At 28.8% G+C, this 24,655-nt stretch carries 20 protein-coding genes and 1 tRNA gene; 5 read left to right on the top strand and 16 right to left on the bottom strand.

The features are described 5' to 3' along the window. Positions 1 to 129 precede the first annotated feature (129 nt). The gene (locus ACWXVM_RS00765; protein ID WP_455993794.1) at positions 130 to 321 is read left to right on the top strand and encodes a hypothetical protein; all 192 of its coding nucleotides are present in this window, start codon (positions 130 to 132) and stop codon (positions 319 to 321) included. Between the two features lie 252 nt (positions 322 to 573). After that, a complete protein-coding gene (locus tag ACWXVM_RS00770; protein WP_455993874.1) occupies positions 574 to 1,518 on the top strand; it encodes an IS3 family transposase in 945 nt (314 codons plus the stop codon). Positions 1,519 to 1,575: 57 nt separating this feature from the next. Here the strand turns inward: ACWXVM_RS00770 and ACWXVM_RS00775 are convergent, their stop codons facing one another. Continuing rightward, entirely contained in the window at positions 1,576 to 4,434 is a 2,859-nt protein-coding gene (locus ACWXVM_RS00775) for a cation-translocating P-type ATPase (protein ID WP_455993796.1), read from the bottom strand. Between the two features lie 178 nt (positions 4,435 to 4,612). Next, a complete protein-coding gene (locus ACWXVM_RS00780; RefSeq protein WP_455993798.1) occupies positions 4,613 to 6,328 on the bottom strand; it encodes an APC family permease in 1,716 nt (571 codons plus the stop codon). Positions 6,329 to 6,536: 208 nt separating this feature from the next. Here ACWXVM_RS00780 and ACWXVM_RS00785 point away from each other — a divergent pair, with 208 nt between their 5' ends. After that, positions 6,537 to 7,076, top strand: coding sequence for an isochorismatase family cysteine hydrolase (locus ACWXVM_RS00785; protein WP_455993800.1), 540 nt, complete (start codon positions 6,537 to 6,539; stop codon positions 7,074 to 7,076). Positions 7,077 to 7,128: 52 nt separating this feature from the next. Here ACWXVM_RS00785 and ACWXVM_RS00790 read toward each other — a convergent pair. From ACWXVM_RS00790 to ACWXVM_RS00800, 3 genes are all read right to left on the bottom strand, one after another. Continuing rightward, positions 7,129 to 7,218: transfer RNA gene (locus ACWXVM_RS00790), tRNA-Ser, on the bottom strand. A 241-nt stretch (positions 7,219 to 7,459) separates the two neighbouring features. Next, on the bottom strand, positions 7,460 to 9,202 hold the full coding sequence (locus ACWXVM_RS00795; RefSeq protein WP_455993802.1) for an MATE family efflux transporter: 1,743 nt from the start codon (positions 9,200 to 9,202) through the stop codon (positions 7,460 to 7,462). A 34-nt stretch (positions 9,203 to 9,236) separates the two neighbouring features. Further along, positions 9,237 to 10,007, bottom strand: a complete 771-nt coding sequence (locus tag ACWXVM_RS00800) for a hypothetical protein (protein ID WP_455993804.1) — start codon at positions 10,005 to 10,007, stop codon at positions 9,237 to 9,239. Between the two features lie 173 nt (positions 10,008 to 10,180). Here ACWXVM_RS00800 and ACWXVM_RS00805 point away from each other — a divergent pair, with 173 nt between their 5' ends. Continuing rightward, the gene (locus ACWXVM_RS00805; protein ID WP_444704823.1) at positions 10,181 to 10,708 is read left to right on the top strand and encodes an adenine phosphoribosyltransferase; all 528 of its coding nucleotides are present in this window, start codon (positions 10,181 to 10,183) and stop codon (positions 10,706 to 10,708) included. 52 nt (positions 10,709 to 10,760) lie between these two features. Continuing rightward, positions 10,761 to 12,593 carry an oligoendopeptidase F gene (gene pepF / locus ACWXVM_RS00810; RefSeq protein WP_455993806.1) on the top strand — a complete coding sequence of 611 codons (1,833 nt, stop codon included), beginning with the start codon at positions 10,761 to 10,763 and terminating at the stop codon, positions 12,591 to 12,593. 56 nt (positions 12,594 to 12,649) lie between these two features. Here the strand turns inward: pepF and ACWXVM_RS00815 are convergent, their stop codons facing one another. From ACWXVM_RS00815 to ACWXVM_RS00865, 11 genes are all read right to left on the bottom strand, one after another. Continuing rightward, positions 12,650 to 13,534 carry an aromatic motif membrane protein gene (locus ACWXVM_RS00815; RefSeq protein WP_455993808.1) on the bottom strand — a complete coding sequence of 295 codons (885 nt, stop codon included), beginning with the start codon at positions 13,532 to 13,534 and terminating at the stop codon, positions 12,650 to 12,652. A gap of 4 nt (positions 13,535 to 13,538) precedes the next feature. Next, positions 13,539 to 14,369, bottom strand: coding sequence for an aromatic motif membrane protein (locus ACWXVM_RS00820; RefSeq protein ID WP_455993810.1), 831 nt, complete (start codon positions 14,367 to 14,369; stop codon positions 13,539 to 13,541). Then, positions 14,356 to 15,333 carry an aromatic motif membrane protein gene (locus ACWXVM_RS00825; RefSeq protein ID WP_455993812.1) on the bottom strand — a complete coding sequence of 326 codons (978 nt, stop codon included), beginning with the start codon at positions 15,331 to 15,333 and terminating at the stop codon, positions 14,356 to 14,358. The genes ACWXVM_RS00820 and ACWXVM_RS00825 overlap by 14 nt, the downstream gene beginning before the upstream one ends. Further along, on the bottom strand, positions 15,311 to 16,015 hold the full coding sequence (locus tag ACWXVM_RS00830; RefSeq protein WP_455993814.1) for an ABC transporter ATP-binding protein: 705 nt from the start codon (positions 16,013 to 16,015) through the stop codon (positions 15,311 to 15,313). Before ACWXVM_RS00830 ends, ACWXVM_RS00825 begins: the two co-directional genes overlap by 23 nt. Before the next feature lie 2 nt (positions 16,016 to 16,017). Continuing rightward, positions 16,018 to 17,817 (bottom strand): ABC transporter permease, encoded by a 1,800-nt coding sequence (locus ACWXVM_RS00835; RefSeq protein ID WP_455993816.1) that lies wholly within the window; start codon positions 17,815 to 17,817, stop codon positions 16,018 to 16,020. 153 nt (positions 17,818 to 17,970) lie between these two features. After that, positions 17,971 to 19,770: a molecular chaperone DnaK gene (dnaK, locus tag ACWXVM_RS00840; protein ID WP_455993818.1), complete on the bottom strand. Its 1,800-nt coding sequence runs from the start codon at positions 19,768 to 19,770 to the stop codon at positions 17,971 to 17,973. A gap of 214 nt (positions 19,771 to 19,984) precedes the next feature. Beyond that, positions 19,985 to 21,088, bottom strand: coding sequence for a nicotinate-nucleotide adenylyltransferase (locus ACWXVM_RS00845; protein ID WP_455993820.1), 1,104 nt, complete (start codon positions 21,086 to 21,088; stop codon positions 19,985 to 19,987). Next, positions 21,089 to 22,336 carry a Y-family DNA polymerase gene (locus tag ACWXVM_RS00850; RefSeq protein ID WP_455993822.1) on the bottom strand — a complete coding sequence of 416 codons (1,248 nt, stop codon included), beginning with the start codon at positions 22,334 to 22,336 and terminating at the stop codon, positions 21,089 to 21,091. Continuing rightward, positions 22,329 to 22,754 (bottom strand): iron-sulfur cluster assembly scaffold protein, encoded by a 426-nt coding sequence (locus ACWXVM_RS00855; RefSeq protein WP_455993824.1) that lies wholly within the window; start codon positions 22,752 to 22,754, stop codon positions 22,329 to 22,331. Before ACWXVM_RS00855 ends, ACWXVM_RS00850 begins: the two co-directional genes overlap by 8 nt. Next, entirely contained in the window at positions 22,741 to 23,916 is a 1,176-nt protein-coding gene (locus ACWXVM_RS00860) for an aminotransferase class V-fold PLP-dependent enzyme (RefSeq protein ID WP_455993826.1), read from the bottom strand. The genes ACWXVM_RS00855 and ACWXVM_RS00860 overlap by 14 nt, the downstream gene beginning before the upstream one ends. After that, a complete protein-coding gene (locus ACWXVM_RS00865; protein ID WP_444704832.1) occupies positions 23,909 to 24,655 on the bottom strand; it encodes a TlyA family RNA methyltransferase in 747 nt (248 codons plus the stop codon). The genes ACWXVM_RS00860 and ACWXVM_RS00865 overlap by 8 nt, the downstream gene beginning before the upstream one ends.

Below are 24,655 nucleotides of genomic sequence, written 5' to 3' on the forward strand. Positions count from 1 at the left end.
AGATTTTAAACCATAAGTTTATTTACGGGTGGATCTTATATGATAATTATATATAGTACGCAAAAAAATGACTTTTGATATGTACCCTCTTTACTGGACAAATAAAAACCAGTAAGGAGGGTTATTTTTATGCGCTATGATTATGAATTTAAAAGAAAGTGTGTTGAAATGTATCGACAAGGTATATCCCCAGACACACCTGATGGTGTTTCAAAAAAATTATTTAGAGACACAGTTCGAAAATGGGTCAGAATCGAAGATGCACGTGGACCTGAAGCATTAAAGCACAAATTACAAAATAAGGCTTGGTCTTCAGAATAAAAGCATGAGTTAGTATCTCGAGTGCTTGCAGGAAATTCGATTAGTTCTGTTGCGATTTAATGCAGGAATAAGTGAAGGAATTCTATATCAATGGGTTCGCAAATATGAAATTTATGGATATAATGGTCTTATCGATAAAAAGAAAGGGCATAAACCAAGGAATCCAGATATGAAAAAGATTAATTATAACAATCGCATAAAACTTGAAGAATCCGAATACGAAGAATTAATTCGTTTAAGAGCAGAAAATGAATATATCAAGGCAGAAAACGAAGTAATAAAAAAAGAGATCGCCTTGAGAGAAGAAATGAAAGCTGCACTACTCAAGGCGAAAAATCAGCACTCATCAAAGAACTCTGTGAAAAAGAATATCAATTAAAACATCTTCTTAAAGCTACCCGAATGGCAAAATCAACTTATTACTTTGAGATAAATAAGGTAGATGTTGTAGAATTAAGAAACGAAGAATTATTAAATGAAATCAAAGATATCTTTAATGAACATAAAGGAAGATATGGGGTAAGGCGTATTCACCAGGAACTTTTAAAAAGAGGTTATCAGGTTAATCATAAAAGAGTTCAACGTCTTATGCATAAAGCATCTCTATTAGGAAAGCGACCAAAAGAGAAGTATCATTCTTACATGGGAGAAGTTGGAAAGATTGTTGATAATGCAATAGACAGAGACTTTCGTACAACTGCGCCTTTGCAGAAATGGACTACAGATGTATCACAATTTAACTTCTCATGGGGTAAATGTTACTTGTCCCCTATATTAGATATGCATACAAATGAAGTTGTGTCATATAACTTAGCATTACATCCAAACTTAGAACAGGTGAAGAGAATGTTGGACAACGCATTTGATAAGTTCTCAAATGTAGAAGGCTTAATATTTCACTCTGATCAAGGGTGACAGTATCAACATGCTTATTATAGAAACAGATTAAAAGAAAAAGGGATTATTCAATCAATGTCTAGAAAGGGAAACTGTTATGACAATTGTATTATGGAGACTTTCTTTGGCAGAATGAAAAATGAGATATATTATGGTTTTGAAAAAGACTTTGAATCTTTCCAATCTTTTTCAAAAGCTGTAGATGAATATATGGATTATTATAACAATAAAAGAATTCAGGCAAAAACAAAATGGATGCCTCCTGTAAAATACAGGAAAACATCCATTTGTGTTGCCTAGTTAATAAATATGTGTCCAGGATTCTGGGTACATATCATTTTTTTTGATAATTTAAGCTTATTTTTTAGCTTGTTTTCTTTCTTTCGGAGTTAATATCATTTCGAAATTCACAATAGAGTTATTTTTACTTCTTCTTTTTTCAATTAACAATAATATAACTTTATGAACAAAATAAATAGGAATAATAATTAATGGAAGGCCAAGCCCATAAGCAAGCAATGTCGGTGATGATGAAATATCCTCATATCCCTTAAATGCTATTGTTATTTTTTGAACAAGGGCAACAAGCAATAAAAATGACAATGAGAAGATAACAGATGTATAAACTTTTCAATAATATAATGGATTTGAAAGAATTATTGGTTTTTTAGACATTAAATTAACGGAGTTAAAAGCTGACGTAATACCAAGAATTAGAAAGGCAATAGTTGAAGCGGTACTAATTATTTGATCAGGCCCAAGACCCTGATTATAAGCTCATAAAGCACCCAAATAATAGCCAATCATTGATATAATACCTATTAAGATGCCCTGCCATAAAATATTTATACCCATTTTATTAGCAAATATTGACTCATATTTTGAAAGAGGACGTCGATTCATATAATCCTCTTTTGTATCTTGTAGTCCTAAAGCGATGGCCGGAAAACCATGGGTAAATAAGTTAATTCATAAAAGTTGTGTCGCTGATAAAATATATATTTCTTTATTTTTCAAAACATCTCAATTATGAAATACAGCCTTAAATATCAACAATCCAAGAAAAACTAATATAATTTCAGCAACAGAAGTAATTAGCAAATTCTGAATTACATTTTTTATTTTTTGATATATTGAACGACCATTTTTTACGGCTGAAACAATTGTCGTAAAATTATCATCGGCTAGTATCATATTGGCTGCTTGCTTTGAGGCTTCTGTACCAGTAATACCCATCGCACAGCCAATATCAGATGCCTTTAAGGCAGGAGCATCATTGACTCCATCGCCGGTCATTGCTACAACTTGATTTCTTTTTTGTCAAGCATTTACAATTCTAAGTTTATCTTCTGGCTTAACGCGAGCATAAACTGAGTATTTCTCAATATTTTGGCTTAATTCTTGATCGCTAATTTTATCTAACTCTATGCCAGTTATCGCTAGATCACCTTCATTAAAAATATTTAATTTTTTAGCAATTGAAATAGCTGTATTTATATTATCACCAGTAATCATTACTGGTTTAATACCAGCTTGACGACAAATTGAAATTGCGTCTCTTGCCTCTTCTCTAGGAGGATCAATCATAGCAACTAAACCTTCAAAATGTAAATTATTCTCTAGAAAATCAAGTTGATCACTATTCTTCTTAGCTAGCAATTCCTCTAAAGTTGATTTAGTTATTTCTTTAGATGCAACCGCCAATACTCGGTATGACTCATTTGACCATTGATTATTAATATGAAAAATGCTATTTTTTTCATAAATAGTTGTTAATGTTCTATTAATTAAAACATCAGGTGCACCTTTAACGATAACTATATATTTATCGCCAATCTTATTGATAGTAGTCATCAATTTACGATCAGAATCAAATGGTCAAACATGAATACGCTTGTATTGTGATTCAAGTTTAGCCTTGGTCATAAATTTTGAATGCTTATATAATTCATATAAAAACGATGACTCTGTAGGATCGCCAACAACCTTAAATTCTCCATTATCTAGTGATAAATTTGCCTCTGAACAAAGTGAACCGTACTCAATAATTTTTAGATATTTTTCATTCATCGATGTATCACTGAGTTTTTTATTATCTGAACTAAAAATGTCAACAATTGTCATTTTATTTTGAGTTAAAGTACCTGTTTTATCAGAACAAATAACTGCACAGCTGCCAAGAGATTCAACTGCCATCAAATCCTTGACAATTGCTTGTTTCTTAGCCATTCTTTGAACTCCTATTGCCAAAATAATTGAAGTAAATGCAATTAAACCTTCAGGAATGGCGGCGACGGCTAGTGAAACTCCATTAACAATAACTGTACTTCAAAAGGTCATTTCCTTATACAAAGAAGGGCTTGAGACAGCAAACAAAATTTGTGCTAGCATGCTACATAAAAATAATCCAAGTCCTACATATCCAAATATTTTTCCTAATTTGTTAATTTTAATTTGTAGTGGACTCATAGCCTCTTTTTGATTGCTTACAAGTGATGAAATTTTACCAAGCTCGGTTTGTTGTCCAATAGCACTAACGACATAATAACCAGTTCCGCTAGCAATAATTGAAGATGAATATAACATAAATTTACGATCAGCTAAAGGTAAATCTAAATTCCTCTTGAAATTATAATCTTTTATTGCCGGTTCACTTTCACCCGTCAGTGAGGATTCAATTGACGATAAATTCGAAGAAAATAATAAATAACCATCAGCAGGCACCACATCGCCAGCTTCTAGCAATATAACATCTCCAATCGTAACATCTTTTGAATCTATTGAAATTAATATACCATCACGGATAACTTTGGCCTGCAAGGGATTTAATTTACTTAATGCATCAACAGCCTTTGCACTTTTTATTTCCTGAATTGCACCAACAAGAGAATTTGTTAAGACTACAAATAATATAATTGATGGCTCAATAAATTCAACAACTAATTCTGTATTAAAGTTTCATTGCCTATTAGATGCGCTAATAATTGCAAAAATGTATGATAACAATGCGGCAAACAACAAAATAATTACAAGGATATCTTTAAATTGAGTTAAATATGTAAAAAAAGGATTTATTTTCTTTGTTTTTTTTAATTCATTTAAACCAAATGTTTCCTGGCGATGAGCAGCTTCAGCTGAAGTTAACCCTTCTTTTATCCTAGTATCTAACATATCATCATTAATTTCTGGGTATTTTTCGATCTTTTCTTTTTTCATAAGTTACCTTTTTATTTTACAAAACAGTGAAAATAATTTTATTGATATATTTTTAAAATTTTACATTATTTTTATAGTTTTTAAGGGGAGTAAAAAAAATAATGAATCCGTTTTAATAAAATACAAAAATATAAAAACCAGCACTTTAAAATAAGTGCTAGTTTTTATTTTTTTGGAATTAACGAGCTGTTTCAAATGTATTAATAACTAAATTATTTAATTCATTTGCTTCTTTAGCTAATTCTAATCTGCATGGGCAGTAATATTCTGCTTCACATTCACAGTATTGACCAGCAAGAATTTTTGATAATTTTTCTCTTCTTCATAGAGCTAATTGTTTTTCAATAGGTGTTGAAGCAAAGAAAATTACCATATATAGAACAAATAACGCTGATGTTGCACCATATCCAACTAAGTCAGAAACAAAGTTTGCCTTATCAGATCCTTGAGCTGTGAAGTATTTAGCAAGTGTCAATCCAAGTGAAACAAATGGATCTAACATGTAGAATACTAATGTTGTTATAACCATAACAACAGCAATAATACCTGCTCATACTGTGTGTTTGTTCTTTTGAACAGCAATAAAGTTTTTCTTTCTGTTTTCAAGAGCACCAACAACTGCTAATGCAATAAACATAAATGCAAATACAGCCATTCAGTTAGCCATTAAGTCTGAGAATGACAATAATGTACCAATGTCGTATCCGTATCCTGTTCCATAACCAGTGATGTCGATATATGCATACGATCCAATTGCTGTAAATACAACCATAAATGGTAGAGATAATAATAAACAGAATAGAGTTCCAACGATTGGCATTTTACTGTTTTTCATATATCTGTATACTGAAGCAGGAACATAAATTTCCCCTTCTTTAATTAAGTCTTCTACGAAACGAGTTGCTCATAATGAGAATCCATTTAGAATACCTATAACACCAATAGCGATAAATACATTAATTAGACCAAATGCTCAACCATGACCTTTTCTTGCTAATAAATCACCAAAGTCATAGAAACCACCTGACTTAGCACCAAGTGACATAGCTGCAGCAATAACAATGTAAATACCAGTCATTGATAATAGACCAATAACTAAAGCTGCAGGAGTTTTTTCAGGATTCTTCATTTCTGATTGAATACCAGCAGAAACATAGAAACCATCAAATGCAAAGAAGATACCTGCAATTGATCCAAATATACCTAAAACTGGAGTTAATTTTAAGAAGTTTGTAGAATCTTTGTTAAATAATGTTTCCTTAGTAATAGGGGTTCAGATATCTGCATTTCCTTCTTTTACACGTAATCCTAGGAAGATAAATCCAACAATTACGATAGCTACTAATGGGATAAACTTAACTGATGTTATTATTAAGTTTTGAATGTTTCCAGCACGACCACTTAAACCAGCTGAAAATAACATTCATATTGTTAATACTAGTCCAATAACGAAGTAAATTCATGGAGCAGCATGTGATCCACCAAAGTTTGGAGTTAATCCAAATCCAGAAGCTGCGTCTTGGAATTGAAGTATTACATAATAAGGCATAAAGAAGTATGTAAATGGTAGATATAAGTAAGTCATAAAGAACTTATTAGCCTTATATATGGCTAGCGTGTTAAACGCCTTAGATCAACCAATCATACCTAAGTTGTCATTACGACCTGACGCTACTTCAACTAGAGCAAGAGCTAAAGTAACAACAGCAAAACCGGCAATTAATCATGTCGCTAATGATAGAGCGATATTTCCGGCAGAGTATTCTAGAACTGCTTTAGATCTTAAGAAGATACCAACACCAATCGAACCACCAAGTACGACCATGATTGCTGCAAAGAAACTTATTTTTTTCTTTGTGTCAGAAGTAACAACCATTTGTTCTTCGGCCATCATATATTTCCTTTCATATAAATTAAAAAATAAATAAAATTCGAACTTTAGATACACCAACATTTATATGTCTCTATGTCCCACAAAAGATGTATCCAAATTAATATTATATTGTTTTTTAAAAAATGTTAAAATAATTCACGATAGCAAGGTCTTTTTAATAGAAGTGCTTAATACATTGATTCTATAAAATTAATATTAAGAGGGTATAATGAATAAAATAATTTTTGTAATTGATATGCTAAACGGTTTTTGTAACAAAGGAAAAATGGCAAGCATTCATATCAATAATCTAATCCCAAAGATTGAAAAGTATTTATTTAAAAATAAAAATGAAAAAATGTTATTTGTTTGCGACTCACACAAGGAAAATGACGTAGAAATGCAATCATACCCTTTACATTGTTTAGAAGAAACATGAGAAGCTGAAATAGTAGACGAACTAAAACCATATGTAACCGATGTTATTAAAAAAAACTCAACCAACGCTTTTTTTGCCTTTGTTAAATCAGGTTTAATTGACTTAATTTATAAATATGATGTATTTGAAATCCTAGGATGTTGCACTGATATTTGCATATTGCAATTTGCCCTTACCTTGAAAACATATCTTAATTTTAAGGGTTTAGGTAAGGAAATTATCATTTATAAAGAACTTGTTGATACATTTGAAAATGAAAATCATAGTAGAAAAGCATATCATGATTTTGCACTTGAATTAATGAAAAACAGTGGTATAAAAATTAAATAAAGTAGGCCTTTGAGATGCCTACTTTTTTGGATATTTTATTTTTAAAATAATATGGCGGGCAATAAGGGATTTGAACCCTTGCGAGCTATTAACTCCTAACAATTTTCGAGACTGTCCCCTTCGGCCGCTTGGGTAATTGCCCTTTTTTTAACAATATAAATTATAAACAAAAAACTATTTAAGCATTTTATTTTAATTTTATCTTTATATACTTCTTACCAAACATATTACTTTCGCAACTTGTTTACCTAAAAAAATTCTAATATTATTATCAAAAGTGCTCGAATTCTTAGCTGCGCAAATAATTTAAATTAGATTAGTATTGATACTAACCGCCAAATATTTTTTTTATAGCAATGAAGAATTATATTAATTATGCTAATTTACGAAATTGTTTTTGGTTTCTTATGTTGGTTCTCTTCAGTCACATTTCTTAATCAATTAACCTTAGCTGCTACAATTTCAAATATCCCTCATCTAACGAAATCAATTGAAAAATATAGAAAATATGACAATTCGAGACTCAAAGAGCTTGTATGATTATTTCGTAGCGGTATAATGATTACAAATGTTAGGATTATTAATCACATAAATGATAATCAATGCGCAGATAACATAGTTAATGAACCAACAATATTCCTTCCGCCAGCCCCTGGCAATGCAGCGGCTGTATAGAACCAACACCAAATAGGATTAATAAATAAAAATGTTAATGATGTAAGCAAAAATATTCTAGTAAATGTTGATGCGACCTGTGCTTTCATTAGACTTATTCATTCCAAAACAACGGGCAATCTAAGAAATTCAATAATCTCCCTATTGCCGAAATCTGATTGTCCATTTCTAACATCTTTAAGCATTTGAGTTACCTTATTAATTATTTGCGGATCAATTACTCCAGATTTTAGTTGAACATCAAACACTGATTGTATTAACTTTGGGTCACTTGATCTTAAATAAAACTCAATATTATGAGAAATAGATTCCTGCGTCCCTTTTGATGTAGCAGGTGAATAGGCAATACCAAAAATAACGCCTAACATAATCAATGACATGCAAAAACCTGAGATAGTATGAAAACCCCTTAGAGCATAACCGTGTTTTTTTGCTTCCTCAAAATTATTTCTACCTAGGTTACCAGCGACAAAATATGAAACATTAGATGAACAGGCAGAGGTAATGGCCGATGTTATCGATGAGAGACTCTCAACTAAACCTAAAATTGTAACTGCGTTAATTCCCATTCACTTTTCCCCGATTCCGGAACCGTTTGCCAAATCATCCGGAAAGGCTCTGGCTCAAATGATCATTCTAATAGGTAGAATAACCATTGCAACAATTGTTATTAACATAGCAGGTATGCGTTTTAATATTTGCTTTGCAATCGGCCTAGTTATATAGTGAATTTTGAAAATGTTAATAAATATTGGTCTATCCTTATAGTAAGTTAATAAGGAATCTGACAACAAACATACCAATCCACTAACAATAGAACCAAAAGCCGCATAATAAGCATGACCCTTAAATGCATACAATAAAATAGAATTTATTGTAGCATTTGTAGCAAGAGTTAGACATGCTGAAATAAAAGCTAGATTTGAATGGCCAGTTTCATTGAGTTGCATATTCGTGTTAAAGTTAAAGGATGTCAAAACTCACGAAATTGCAATAAGCATTAAATACATTCTTGCCTCATTTAGAGCTGCACCCTTAATCTTGGCACCGCCAATAAGATGTATCAATGCAGTCGGCTGACTTCAAGAAGCTACAGCAAGCAAAATACTTATAAATAAATACATCCATATTCTAAGGTTCATAATTTGTTTAACCTTATCAAAGTCTTTTCTACCATAATATTGGCCAACAAACATACCTGCAATACCTTGTATAGTAAAAAATATTGTATATATAATTCCAGTGTAAGTATTGGCATAAGTTAAGGCATCAATTCCAGAAGGAATGTGACTTACCATAAAGTTATCTAAAAAACCATTTAAGCAAAACAAAATTTCACCAATAATTATTGGCCATGTTTTTGAAAAATAGAGCTTTAAATCATGCTTAGATTGAGGCAGCAATCTTCTCAAATAATGCTTTTTTTCTTTCTTTAAAACATTAGATGACATAATTACTCCTTTCTAAAATATTTAAAAATTTAAATTAAAGAATTCAAATCTTCTCCTTAATTTCTTTTAGTGTCAAATTATCATCAAAATCAATATTTTTTATTAACTTTAAAAAATCTTTTTTATATAAATATCTTTTTATTAACAAATCTGTTCTTTCTGGGTCAGAAGCTAAAAATATCATTTTATTAACATCATCACCTGAATAATGTCTAAGTTCCTTAATAACTAAATTTTTATTAAGATTGAGCATATATTTCTTTCTTTTATCATTGGCTCTTAAATGTGAAACTGAATTAACATACAACCAAAAGCCTACAAAAGCAGCAATTGCACCGTTTCGACCTGCGGTTCGTTTTTTTAATGATATAACGTCAGACTGATTAATGGCCTTCTTTATATTAGGGAAATATTCCTTACTAAATTTTGGCCCTGTGAGTTTAGATAAAGATAAAACAGGACATGAGGGATCTAATAATGAATTAACCAAATTTTTTGGAAACAATTTTATTAATATTTGCTTTTCTAATGTTGGGTTATGTCCTATAAATGTAATTTCATTAATATCAATTTTTGAATTAATATCGTATATATGTTTTATTATATTTTGCTTCAATGTTGATCAAATGCCTTTTATTGATTTAATTTTTAAAAAATCAATAATAAATGTTCTTGTTTCGAATTTTCCATTTTGATTTAAAGCACCCACTGTATAAGCAAAGGGAGTATTAACTGGAATTGCTAATAATCTTGCAAAAGGATTTGATATCGCTTCAAAATCAATATATACATATTTACTATTCATAATTAGAATTATAGCACTTTTATCAGAATCAAAGGTTCTAAGAAACATTTGACAATATTTTTGATTTAAAATTAAGTATATTTTTTAAAAATGTTTTTATAGAAAATACAATTACTTCTAAATTTTAATTTTTGTAACTACTTATTTTATAAGTAAATTTGTAATATAATATTATGGCTATGGAATTAAAAAAATATATTAGAACAGTTGAAAACTTTCCTGAACCAGGTGTTAAATTTAAGGATATATCTCTTCTTTTGGCTAACGGTAATGCCCTAAATTACACAATTAATACTATGTCAGAATTAGCTAAAGATGCAGACATTATCGTCGGACCAGACGCTAGAGGATTCCTTTTTGGCACTCCTGTAGCCGCTAAATTATCTAAACCTTTTATTATGGTAAGAAAAAAGGGAAAACTGCCTGGCGAAGTTATTAGTTGTGCTTATGGTTTAGAGTATGGGCGCTCAATCCTTGAAATTCAAAAGGGATTAGTAAAACCGGGACAAAAAGCAGTTATTATTGACGATGTTCTAGCTACCGGAGGAACCTTAGAAGCAATAACAAAATTGTTAAAAGATCAAGGAGTTGAAATCCTAAAAATTATTGTGCTAATGGAACTTGACGGTTTTAATGCAAGAAAAAGATTAAACTGTGAAATTGATAGCTTAATTTTTATAGATAAAGATAATAATAAGTAAGTTCTGCTAGAACTTATTTTTTGTATAATTTAATTTTATCGAGGAGGTATTAATGAAAAAATATAGTAAATATGAAGAAATTGAGTCAGAATATCGCTTTGACCTGGAAGATATTTTAGGCAATAAAACATATCAGCAACTTTTTGATGAATATTTTGCCTTGTTTGAGAAACAAATAGAAATAAAAGATTCAAAATATGATAATTTTGATAATTTTGTTGCTTCAATAAAACTAAATGAGGAATTCATTTTGTTGAGTAACAAAATTGAAAACTATCTATCGAATAAATTAAATATAAACATTATTGGTCCTAAAATCAATGAGATGATAGCAACTTTTGAAGCAACAAATGCCAAATACGCAAAAAGATTGGGCTCAGAAATTAATCGTATTGATCGACATAAACAAAAAATTAAGGAATGGCTAAATAAACCAGAATTAAAGGAAGTAAAAAAAGATCTTGAGGCAATATTGCTTGAACTAGATCATAAATTGGATGATAAGATTGAAACATATTTAAACGATACAATCTCTGGTCATCCAGATGTAACTGAATTGTTTGGTGTTTTAACCGATAGTGAAATTACATTTGGCTATGCACACGATAGACATGGCAAAAAACATGAAATTACAAGAGCAAGCATGCAATCATTTAGAAAACACGCTGATGAACGAGTAAGAAAAGAAAGCTATTTTAATTATTTGAATGGTTATTTAAAACATAAACAAATTTTAGCCAAAATGTTATATCAATATATCAAGGAGTTATCGGTTAATGCCCTACATCGAAAATATCCTTCAACGCTTGATTCAATTTTAATGAATGACCATGTTGACAAAAAATTGCTTGAAATTATTTATGAAAGCGTAATTTCAAATATAGATATATTTAAAAAATATCATAATGCGCATGCTAAATTCTTTGAAGCTAAATTCAATAAAAAAATGGAATTATGAGATACTTCGCTTGATTTGATAAAAATCAAGAATTCATATTCAATTAAGGATGGCCAAAAAATATTAAAAGACATAACCTCGGTAATGCCATATGAATACCCAAAAATAGTTGATAGAGCTATCAAAGAAAGATGAATAGATTATATAAATGTTCCCTCAAAAAGATCGGGAGCATATTCAATTGGTTCAACGCATGGAATTAATAAGCTTTATATTTTAATGAACTGAGATAATACATTCAACTCTGTGAACACCTTATGCCATGAAATGGGACACTCAATGCATTCATATTTTTCAAATAAAAACCAAAGTGTATATCGAAGTCAATACACTATATTCATAGCCGAAATAGCTTCGATATTTAATGAGTTATTACTAAATGATTATTTAATTTCAAAAGCAAAAACAGATGAAGAAAAATTCTTTTTACTTAATGAAAGCATTAATGACTTTGTCGTCACAGTATTAAGACAAACACATTGGTCTAATTTTGAATATGAGTTATATAATCGCATTGATAATAATGAACCTCTTAATTCATATGAAGCTATTGAAAAAATTTATGTTGATGTATCAAAAAAATATCAAATAAGTGAAAATGAAGTAAAAATTGGCAATCCAATAAATATTCATAGCGTTATGGTGCCGCATTTCTTTTCATATTTTTATGTTTATAAATATGCACTCGGTTACATTGTAGCAAACTTCTTCTTTCAAAAATATAAAGTCGAAGGAAAAAGCGCATTAGAAAATTATGTTAACAACTTTCTATCAGCAGGGGATAAAGATTGACCGGTTAATGTCTTAAGGGACGCTGGTGTCGATGTATATTCAAAAGAAATTTATAATATGGCTTTCGAAATTCTTGATGACAAGGTTAATGAGTATATAAAATTAGGAAACAAAATTTTTACAAAAAATAAATAAATAAAAAACTCACAATTAATTTTGTGAGTTTTAGTTTTTAAAATAAATATTTATTTTTATTTTGAATCATCAACATAGACAATTGTGAATCTAAGCGGTTCGCCGCCAAATTCTTCATCGAATAAAGTTTTTATATAAGCCTTATCGGCGCTTGTTTTGTATAATCTCAAGGCTCTTACATATTTTGCAAGATCAAATTTCTTTAAAATAGCTTCATTTTGAAACAAAGCCGGATAAATATGAGAATATGTAAAAATTGAGACTTCTGAATTTCCGTCAGATTTTTTAGTAATCGATAATTCAAGAATAATACCTTGCTTAGTTAATAAATAAACATCATAGGAATCTTTATTATTTTGTGAACTTTCTTCAATAACATATTGAAGCATTTCATTTGTTTTAGGACGATTAAATGACCCTAGATCCAAACTGTTTTTTTGAAGTTCTTTACTTAAAATATCAGTAATACCTTTAAATTGATTAAAAGCTTCATAAAGAGCAAACGTAAATCGATCAAGATTAAACAAAAACCATAATCAATTATCTTTAAAAAGTTTAGCTAATTCAGGGCGATATTTTTCCAAAGCAATGACCTTATTCTTTGAATTAAAATTATCATTTGATTTAAAAAATGCAATAACATTATTGGCATAAAGCAAATAATCTTTAATCTCGGTTAAATAGTTGTCATTTATCCTTTTTTGTTTTTGTATATAGGCATTTTTATCAGCGTTGTTTTTAAAGGCTAAATCAAGAAGTGAATTAACATATTCATATTTCAAAAAAACATCTCATTTTTTCTCTTTTTCATCATTAACAGCTATTGAGGATAATTTAGATTTGTTATTTTGTTGACTCGTATTTTGGCATGATATAACAGCAATTGGTACAAATAATGTAGCAAGGGCTAAACCAGAAAGAATTATTTTTTTTTGCTTCATAATATTATATGTCCTTCAATATTAATAAACCAAGTGCTGGAAAATTATAGTTCTTAACAACAACATTCTCAAAAGCATCAAATCCACGTTTGTTATGATGAATAATCGCATTGTGAACAGCATCTGAAACTAACTTAATTGATATCTTCGAAGATATTGATTTAGGAAAATAAATCATTCTATCAAAAGTCAAAAAACTTTTATCACTTTTATTTTTAGAAATCAAAATTCTTAATAAGAACTTGTTTTTCTTAAGATAAAAAATATCATCTTTGGATTCAGGAGATTCATCTCCTTCCCTTAATTGATCCCAGTTGTTATCAATAAAATTTGCATCATTTGGTTCAAATTTTTCTGCGTGGTTTTTTAAAGCTGCTATAAATTCATCGCTATGCTTAACTTGACCAAAATCCGGAAATTTTCATCAATCCAAAAAAGTTCATGTAAATCTTTTAATGTTTTTTATAACAAATAGTCAATTTTTAGAATAAAAATCCCTTAAATTTTTAATGTTTTCCTCATTATTTTCATCGGTAAACTTTTTGGTTATTTTTTTTGCTTCATCAAAAAGTTTCTTCTCATCTTTTTGAGACTCAAGAAAATTTGTTTTTGCTACTTCATCGCCTTTAAATCTTAGGTCTATTAACTGCTTTATCAATAAGTTGGTTCTCTCTTCATCAGGATTTTCAATATTAGGAATATATTCAAAACCTTTAGGGATATTATTTCTTAATTGAGTGCTTGGCTCATTATTAATACATGAAACTAGCCCATATGATAAAGGTAAGACTGAAATAAATGAAGTAGATAAAATAATCTTATTAATTTTTTTCATCGATAAACCTCATAGTAAATTTAAATATTTTAAGTTCTTCTTTATTTATTTCGTTTAAAACATCAGCTAGATCATCATTATATTGATATATTGCGTGAAATTCAATATATTTTTCATCAATGTATGGCTTAATAAAAGTTTTTTCATCAAATGGCTCATTTTCTAGTTTAGCATCTTCTTTTGCTGATTCTAAATTCGATTTGAAAGTTTTAACACGCTTCTCAAAAATTTTTTCTTCTAGTTGTTTTAGTTGATCTTCAATATTCATTTCATTTTTAAAAATAAGAATATCTGGAACTATCAAAAGTTTAGGGATTCCCTTATCTATAAATTTCCAAATCTTAATTACCTTGTTATTATCAAATAAAAGATAAACAATTTCCTTGTCTGTGAAGACATTATATTTTTTAAGTTCAGGTATATCCTTAAAAGGCATTTTAATCAATTTTTTAGGTGTATTATCTCGCACGCTAATAGAAAGAGAATTAAATTTTTTTCTAACCTCATTAAAGTATTCTTGCTCTTTGGCAAAAGTTTTATATCTATCGCCATAAGGATTAAAAATGTACTTAAATTTAGATAAATTATTCAACGTTCAATATCAATCATTCGATAATGTATTTTTAATAACCTGCATTGAAGTTAACGCCAAAGGACGATAATCTTGGTTTTTATGAACGCTATTTTGAATAAATACAGGATCATAAACAAAAGCATATTTTAATTCGTTAAATTTAGAATCTGATTTATTTTCTTGTTGAAAAATGTAAATATTTTTTTCATTAAGATTATTTTTAGCAAAGAAATCAAGCAATAAACTAATTGATTCATTTCTATAATATTCTTTTCTTTGTTTTTTAGGAAAATCGATAGAAGTATCTTTAATATTATTTATGTTAGCACAGCTAATAGCACAAAGCGGTAATATCGGCAAAACCAAGCTAGCTAGATATAACTTTTTCATAAAATAGTTTTTCTAATGGTTCTTTTTTAATTCCGGTATATAAGATATTGCCATTATGTATTAGGGTTACAGAGTTAACATATTTATCGATTTCAGCCAAAACATGGGAACTAATTAAAATTGTAATTTTTTCATTTTCATTAATATCTTTTAACAATGAAAAAAGTTCAAATCTAGCTGTCGGATCCAAATTAGCCGCTGGTTCATCGAGAATTAATAGTTTGGGTTTATGCAATAGTGCTTGAATTAATAAAATCTTCTTTTTTTGTCCAGAAGAAAATGTATAAGGTCTTTCATACAATAACTGTTCTATATTAAAAAATTTAAGGTAGTTTTTAATTTCATTAATAGCATCAGTTTTTTTGATATTTGATAGTATTGAAAGATTGTAAAGATAATCAAAAACGGTTAATTCTTTCGGAAATTCAGCAACTTCTGGAACATATCCAATAATTGAACGTGCTTCTGCTTTTTTGATATTAATATTATTTATTAAAATATCACCCTCATAATTTGCATATGCGCCAATAATTGTTTTTATTGTTGTTGTTTTACCGGCACCGTTTTCTCCGATAAAGGCATGAAATGCACCATGCTTTATAGCAAAATTAATTGATTTAATTCCGCGATCAGTTTTTGGAAAGATTTTTTTTAGATTAATGATTTCTAGAATATTTTCCATAATTACTTGTAATCCTTTCTCTTGTATAAAGCAAAAACTGAAGCAAATAATACACCAATCAAAATTGCTCATAAAATAAAGTAAACATTTTTATTAACAATTTGTTTTTCACGATTTATAGCAAACACTTTATCCGCAGATTGGAAAAGATAGTTTGTAGGGCTTGTTGTTAACTCGTATCTAATTAAAACTTTTTCATTCTTAACAAAAAGTCTCTTTTCAAACCCTGCATATCCTCCGATGTAATAATTGAAACCAGCTATTTTTAATTCAATTTGATTATCGCCATATGAACTTGAACTTTTTGGATTTTTTATAACTGCTTCAAAAATTTTATTATTTTGGTAATTAAAATATATATAGTTTAGTAATGCAACGCCTAAATATATTTTTCTCTCTATTTCTGATTGCAATTTCTTTTCTTTAACAGAGTTTTCGTTGAATATTGTAACATTTGAATTCAAATATTGATTAATTGGACTTTCTAAATTATTTATAAAAGTAGAAATACCTTTTGTTAATTCATTATGCAAATCAATAACATTTTCAGATGTTTTATTCTTTATAAAATCATCAACAAATCTTTTAGCTATATTGTTAAAAATTTTATCATTTAATGCTTCATAAACATATTGTCATTTTAATCTCCCTACAATATTGTTTTCGGCAGAAAATTGTGAGTTATCCTCAGGGAATGAAATATTAACGCTAGATGCTCCCTCTCTCGCATAAATAATATCAGTATTAATAGTATTAGGTATAACTGAATTAGATTTTAACAACCCTGGAACAATATACTTTTCAATATTACCTTCTTTGGATGTAACCGTAAATTTAGGCAATTTAGGATTTTCGTCTAACTTATATTTATATAAAATGCTATCTAGATTGTTATAATAAATATAATTATCTTGATTTGAGTATTTAGTTTTGCTAATTGACTCAAAAACATTTTGGTTTTTAGTATTAAAAATATCTAGTAATTGATATGGAATAGATAATCATGAATAAAATTGCCACTCACTCGATGAATTATTAGCAAGTTTCATTACCTCTCTAAGATATGAGACTTGCTCGTTTGAAAATTGCTTATTTTGAGATCCGTTGGGGATAATTAACAACTCATCCTTATTATTGTTTATAAAATATGGTTCAACATTTGCTTCATTGCCAGAAAAGTGATATGGATATTTCTTATTAATAAAGTAAGCGGCGTTATTAACATTTGTTGTTGCGTTAGCTGACAATAAAGAACCACCAAGAGCTAATGGAATAAAAAACACCAAAGGCAATGTAATAGCAATTTTTTGGCTTAGTTTATATCCTATTAGCGCTGTAATTAAAGCAATCATTAAGTAAGATGCTAAGGAGATAACAAAAAATAATAGCGAATATAAAAACAGATTTGCCCCTGAATATAATGCGTATGTTGACAATAATGAAGAAATAAAAAGAACTGTTGATCATAATAAACCGAAGTATATTAATGATAGTAATTTGCCTAAAACCAGCCCTTTTCTTGAGATCGGTTTAGCAATGCTAACAAGCTCTAATCCTTCCTGTTCGAAATCTTTAAAAATATTTAGCGCCTTAATAGATGCAAATAATACAGTTACTATAAGAACAGAAAAAATATAAAGATATGAAGCAAGTGTCAAATATTTTTCGCTAATCACAAATTTAAATACAAAACCAACTATAAATGAAAAAATTAAAGTTATAGCAGGAATGATAATCGAACTTTTCTTCTTAAAAACAGTATTAAATGCAAATTTCGAATATTTAAATGCTGAAGTTTTCATTTTTTAGACCTTTCAAATTTATAATATATAATTATATATTAAATTAGTAATAATACATATTTTTTATAATTATAATTATATTTTTAATGCAATTTTTTAAATAAAAATGTAATTAAAAAAACCACTGATAAGTGGTTTTTAATATATTATAAATTAGTTCATTTCAGTATTATTCTCATCTGTTTGTGGGGTCGTATTTTGTTGTTGTTGCTGTTGTTGCTTCTTTATGAACTCCATAGCTTGAGACATTTTTTGTTCAAAATCATTTATTTTCTTTTCTAATTCATCGTAATTTTTATCATTCAATTCTTTTTGGATATCTTCCTTAACCTTTTTAATTTCAGAAAGTTGTGAATCCTCTATTTTTTTAGCTTCTTCTGATTCAAGAGTTTTGTCAATTTGATGAATTAATTGTTCTGCTCTAACAGTCAATTCAATTTCGCGACGTTTTTTCTGATCAGCTTCTCTATTAAGTTCGGCTTCTTGCACCATTTTTTCAACATCTTCCTTCGATAATGAAGATGTATTTTGAATAGTAATGCTTTGTTCTTGATTTGTCTTTTTATCTTTGGCTGTAACCTTGGTAATACCATTAACATCAATTGAAAAACTTACTTCAATTTGTGGTACTCCTCTTGGTGCAGGGCTTATTCCGCTAAGATCAAATCTTCCTAAAAATTTATTATCTTGTGCCATTTGTCTTTCACCTTGTGTAACAACAATTGATACAGAGGTTTGATTATCTGCGGCAGTTGAAAAGATTTGACTTCTTGTTACAGGAATAGTAGTATTTCTTGGGATTAAAGGTGCGACAATATCTCCCTCAACAACAATACCTAGGGTCAACGGAGTAACATCAAGCAATAGAACATCTTGAATATCGCCAGCAAGAACTGCACCCTGAATAGCAGCACCAACACTAACTACCTCATCAGGATTAATTGAATTATTTGGTTTTTTGCCAGTAATATCAGAAACTATTTTTTGAACAGCTGGCATTCTTGTTGAACCACCAACCAATAAAACTTCGGTAATATCATTTCAATTTAATTTTGCTTCATTTAATGCATCAAGCAATGGCTTTTTAGTTTTTTCTAATAAGTCCGAAGTCATTGCCTCAAATTTTGATCTTTTTAGCTCTAATTCAACATTAATTGGACCATTTTCATTCATAGCTAAAAATGGAAGTGAAATGTTTGCAACCAATGATTCTGAAAGTGAAATTTTTGCTCTTTCTGCTTCTTCTTTCAATCTAGCCATTGCCATCTTATCATTTCTAGCATCGTATTTATACTTATTGCTTATTTCTTTAATTAGTCAATCAACAATTTTGTGGTCTCAATCGTCGCCACCTAAATGATTATCGCCAGAGGTTGATAACACTTCAAATGTTCCATTTTCCATTTCAAGAATAGAAACGTCAAAAGTACCGCCCCCAAGGTCAAATACTAATATTTTGTGATTTTCATCTTTTGACTTATCTAACCCAAATGCTAATGCTGCTGCAGTTGGTTCATTGATAATTCTAACAACATCTAGACCTGCAATAATACCGGCATTTTTAGTTGCTTCACGTTGCGCATTATCAAAATACGCTGGAACTGTAATAACTGCTTTTTTAACTGCGCTCCCAATTTTCTTTTGCGCATATTCTTTCATGTATGAAAGAATTAAGGCACTAATTTCCTCAGGTTTATAATCTTTTTGATTTGCTTTAACAGTTTTTGAACCACCCATTAATCTTTTAATTGAGGCAATACTATCTGGATTTGTCTCTAATTGTCTTTTTGCACTCTCACCAATTATTGTTTCACCGTTTTTAAAGGCAACAACAGATGGGGTAGTTCTCTTACCATTTGGATTTTCTAAAACCTTAGGAGTTCCGTTTTCAACAATCGAAACCACAGAGTTAGTTGTACCAAGGTCAATTCCTAAAATAACTTCTTTTGTCATATTCTTTATCTCCTTTTTTTAAATTTAAGATTAAGATTTTTTACATATTTAAATCATCTTTCAATAATTTATAAAATAATTGTACCATATTTTTTAGCACTTTAATAAAATGAGTGCTAATTTTTATTTTTATTATTAAATTTCATTGATTAGCGAATTATTGCTAATTGATTTGTTATCTCTAAAAACCTTGGATATATAAAAAAATGAGGTTTTAATTTTCGCCTCATTTTTTATATATTTCTTTTTGCTCCTCGCTGAAGCAATGGCCTCTAACATCAGATTCATATTTTGCACACCTTGAAACAATATATGAAAATGCTTTATCAAAATTTTGAAAGCTTAGTTGTCTTATTTTTTCTATTCCTTCTCATCTACGGCCCTGACTTATCTTATCAGCAACATAAAGAATCTTATCAAGCAACGATAATTCTATATCTAATGAAGTATGCTTTTTAATTGCTGAGAGAACTTCCGGATTATTATATTTATAAACATCTCTTAACCAAAAAAAAGCTGTGGTTTGATGCAATTTATATGGCTCCAAATTTGTTCGACTAAATCCGTATTTTTCCAAAAAATCATATGCATCTTGTTCATTCCAATTCTTGGTTATATCATGAGCATAACCCGCTTGGTAAGCATTTTTTATTTTATAATTATTTAATTTTGCAAGCTTTATAGCAAATTCTGCCGTCCATTTTAAGTGAAAATATCTAAATTGCTTTTCTTTATCTTTAATATCAAAGATTAGATTTTTAGCAATTTCCTCAAAATATAAAAAATTTTCACCGATGTATTTTTGTACTCTATCTTCTACTTGCGAAAAATCACCTTTTCTATATTTTGTTGAAGAAAAATTATAAATAGTATTGTTCAAAATTCTTACATTAAATTTCTTCGCATTAACTTTTGAAAACTTATTACCGCGGTTAAATGCACAAATTTTTACTTTATTAGCAATCTCATCAATTTTTTTTCATTTATTTAACATGGGTACATTATCGGTGCCAATAAATAAATAAAGTTCATCATTAGGGAATTTGCTTCTAAAATAATTTATTGTATCAATTGTGTATGAATTACCTTTTCTATTGGTTTCAAACTCAGACAAAAACATTTTATCTTCCAAGACCATATTGATCATATTAATGCGATGGTTATTAGCAACATACTCACTACTATTCTTAAAGGGGTTTTTATTAGTGGGCACAAAATATAACCTATCTAATGAAAGCTCATTTATTGCGAATTTTGCTAAGCTAATATGGCCTTTATGAATTGGATTAAAACTACCACCATATATTCCTATTTTCATTTAATCCTCCAAACTAATTCTCTTGTTTTTTGTCTTTGAATTCTTTCTTAGAAATTTTATATTGTCTGTATTGATATTTTTTTCCATGCTATATTGATATAAAGTTTTTAATAAATTATTACCATTTATAAAATTTTGTTCATTAATTATTTTTTCAACCATATTTTTTGAATCGCTAGAAAGTATATCAAATGAAGAATCAGAATTAAAAATTGTCCTTAAATTACCAATACTTACCCCCAAACCACGAAGTGGCTCTTCATCTCACAAAGAATCAAAAATCAATTCAACATTTTTTCATATCAAATCAAAGTTGCTAGTTCAAGTTGAAATGCTTTTGTTTTTTGAAATCCATATCTTATTTTGGCGTCTTAGCATAACAGAAACTTGTTTAGCCTCTAAATTTGCGTCACTCGCTCTAAGACATACATTTTGAGTAATTTTCTTTAATTCATTAAGCAAAAAAAGTCTATCACTAGAGTCGTCAGTAATAAATGTTTTGCTATTACTTATACTTTTAGCATCGCTATAAAATATATGATCAATCCCTGTATTAATTCCCTTTAAATTTTCAACAAGTTTAAAATAATTTTTGCCAAAAACGCTTCTTAAAAAAATATCATTATCACAATTTACTAAATCTGCTCAAGTCTTAATGTTATAGCTAATTATTTTTTTTGAATTAGCTTTACCAATACCAAAAATTTTTTCAACACCTAAATCATAAAAATGTTTTTTAATATCTTCCTTTTTTGTTTCCAAAATACCAAAAGGTTTTGCCTTGTTTGTAGACATTTTTGCCAAAAATTTTGTATAAGAAATACCTATTGAGCAGGGAATGTCAAATACATTAAGGATATCATTTTGTATTTTTCTAGCAAAATCTATCGCATTGCCATTCTTTTTAATATTATTAGTAACATCTAAGTAACATTCATCAATTGAATAAACTTCCAACATATTAGAGTAGTTTGTTTTTATAAAATTAAAAATTTTTTTAGACATTAAAGAATAAAGTTGATAATGAGGTGAAATAACAATTAAATCCTTAATCTTATCTCTTACTTTAAAAAGGGGATCTCCACTTTTAAAGCCTTGTTTTTTTACTTCATAAGACATAGCAGAAATGATTGCTCTTCTTGAATTCAAAGCAATTACCACTGGTTTGTTTTTTAAATTTTCATTCTTTGATCTCTCGCAACTTACAAAGAATGCATCCATATCAATATGAAATATAACCTTAGCCATTTAATCCTTTTTTAAAAGCGCGATAAACTATTGAGGCACATTCTAAACGATTAAGATGAACCTTAACATTTTCAAATACCAACAATTTACCTAAATCAATATTTATGTCTATTTGTTCTTCTCTGTTAATTAATTTAAAGTACTCTTCCAGAATACGCAAAATTTCGCTCTTATCTTTATTTAAAACTTGATCAATCATCAATTCCACACTTGAAATAAAGATAGCACATCCGGTTGCATAATACTTTGCATCAATTAATTTATCATTTTCAAATAGTAAATTTAGCTCTATATCATCAACGCAAACTCTTGAATGTTCTTTTATACCATTTCCTCTTGGAATAGATAAACTGTGCTTTGGTTCAGAATAAGAATTAAATATTATTTGTTGTTTTTCTTGGGTACTAAATGATTTCAATAAAATTACCCCCATTTTTTAATTCCTTAATTAATTTATCAATATCCCCTTTATTGTTATACATTGCTAACGATATTCTTACATATGAACTACAATATTTGTTTGTATCTTTAAATTTATAAGCGCAAAAAGCACCAGATCTCACATAAATATTTCTGTTCCCTAGATATGATGCGACATCCTGGGCCGGAACGCCTCTAATATTGAACAAAATTATCGTATCGCCTTTTTTAGAATCAATTAAAACATTAGGCAAAGTTTGCAATTTCTCATAGGCATATATCGCAATTTCTTTCTCATATTTAAATAATTCTGTAGCATTAAAACTTTTAAAAAACTCAATTGCCCTTCCTAATTGGATAATGCCAGCAAAATTTGGTGTGCCAGGTTCTCACTTAGAAGATGAATTTCTCATTACTCAATTATTTGATTCTAAAATATTTTGCACCTGGCCACCACCCCATTTTGAAGGCCGAAGATTTTTTAAAATATTATTTTTTATAGCTAATATTCCAGTCCCAGTTGGACCATATAATTTATTGCCAGAAAATGCAACAACATCGCAATAGCGAAAATCAACGCTACTATGTACAATAGCTTGGGCTGCATCGTTTATTAAAATAATATTATTTTCTCTACAAAGTGAGTATATTTTCTTAATATCAAGATTTATTTGAAAATTATTTGTTAATTGAGGTAAAACAATAATTCGTGTATTTTTATTAATAGATTTTATAATGTCCTCACCGTCAAAACAATATCTAAATCTTATATTTTTAATGCTAAAATTTTCAAGAAAGGGAACAATTGCAGAAGAATGGTTAAAATAAGTAAATAATATTTCACCACTCTCTACAACCTTTGAAAGCATCTGCGCCACCAAATTTAAACTTTCAGTTGTACCCGAAGTAAAAATTATCTCTTCAGGATCAGCATTAATAAACATAGCAACATCACGTCTAATTCTTTGTAGATCACTGTTTAATTTTATTCCTAGTTTCGAATCAGCAGTACGAGTTGAAATTGAATAATTTTCATAAAATTCCATCCCTTTTTTTATCACTACATCAGGCTTAAATGTTAAGGCAGCGTTATCTAAATAGATAATATTAGGATTATTTTTAAACATAGGAAAAATTTTTTCTCTTTGTTCATTAGTCATTTTTTTTCTCCTGTTTAACAAAAAAAGAAAGATATTCAATATTTTTTGACTTCTCCCCACGGATTGGGCTCTCAATAATAGGCTTTAGTAATATAAAATTATTTTCCCTAGCTATATTAATCACTTTATTAATTATATATTCATGATGTTGTTTAGGAACATATCCACCAGGTTCAACATATTTGCTGCTTGCTTCAAATTGAGGTTTAATTAAAGCAACTAATAAAACACCATTACCAAAGGTCTTATTGCAAACCTCAAAAACATATTTTAAACTTATGAAAGAAACATCACAAGTCACTAAGTTTATATCCTCACCGAATAAATTATTATTTATTACCTTAAGGTTTGTCTTTTCATATACAACGACCTTATCATTTATTCTTAAAGAAAAAGCTAATTGGTTTGTGCCCGAATCAAGAGCATAAACCTTTCTTGCTTTGTTTTCTAATAATACCTGAACAAATCCGCCTGTTGAAGAGCCAATATCTAAACAAACTTTATCCTCCACGTTAATACCATATTCCTTAATTGCTTCTTTCAATTTGTATGCCCCACGTGAAACATAATTATCCTTTTTTTGTTTAATGGTAATAACACAATCATCACTAAATCTTAATGTTGGGTAAAAAACTTTTTCATTATTTACAATTATCCTTCCTTGCATTGCTAAAGAATCGATGGTTTTTTCATCCAATAAAAATTTTTCCTTTATTAACTGTTTCAAGGTTTTTTTCAT

This window comes from Mycoplasma sp. 2261 (assembly GCF_053851575.1).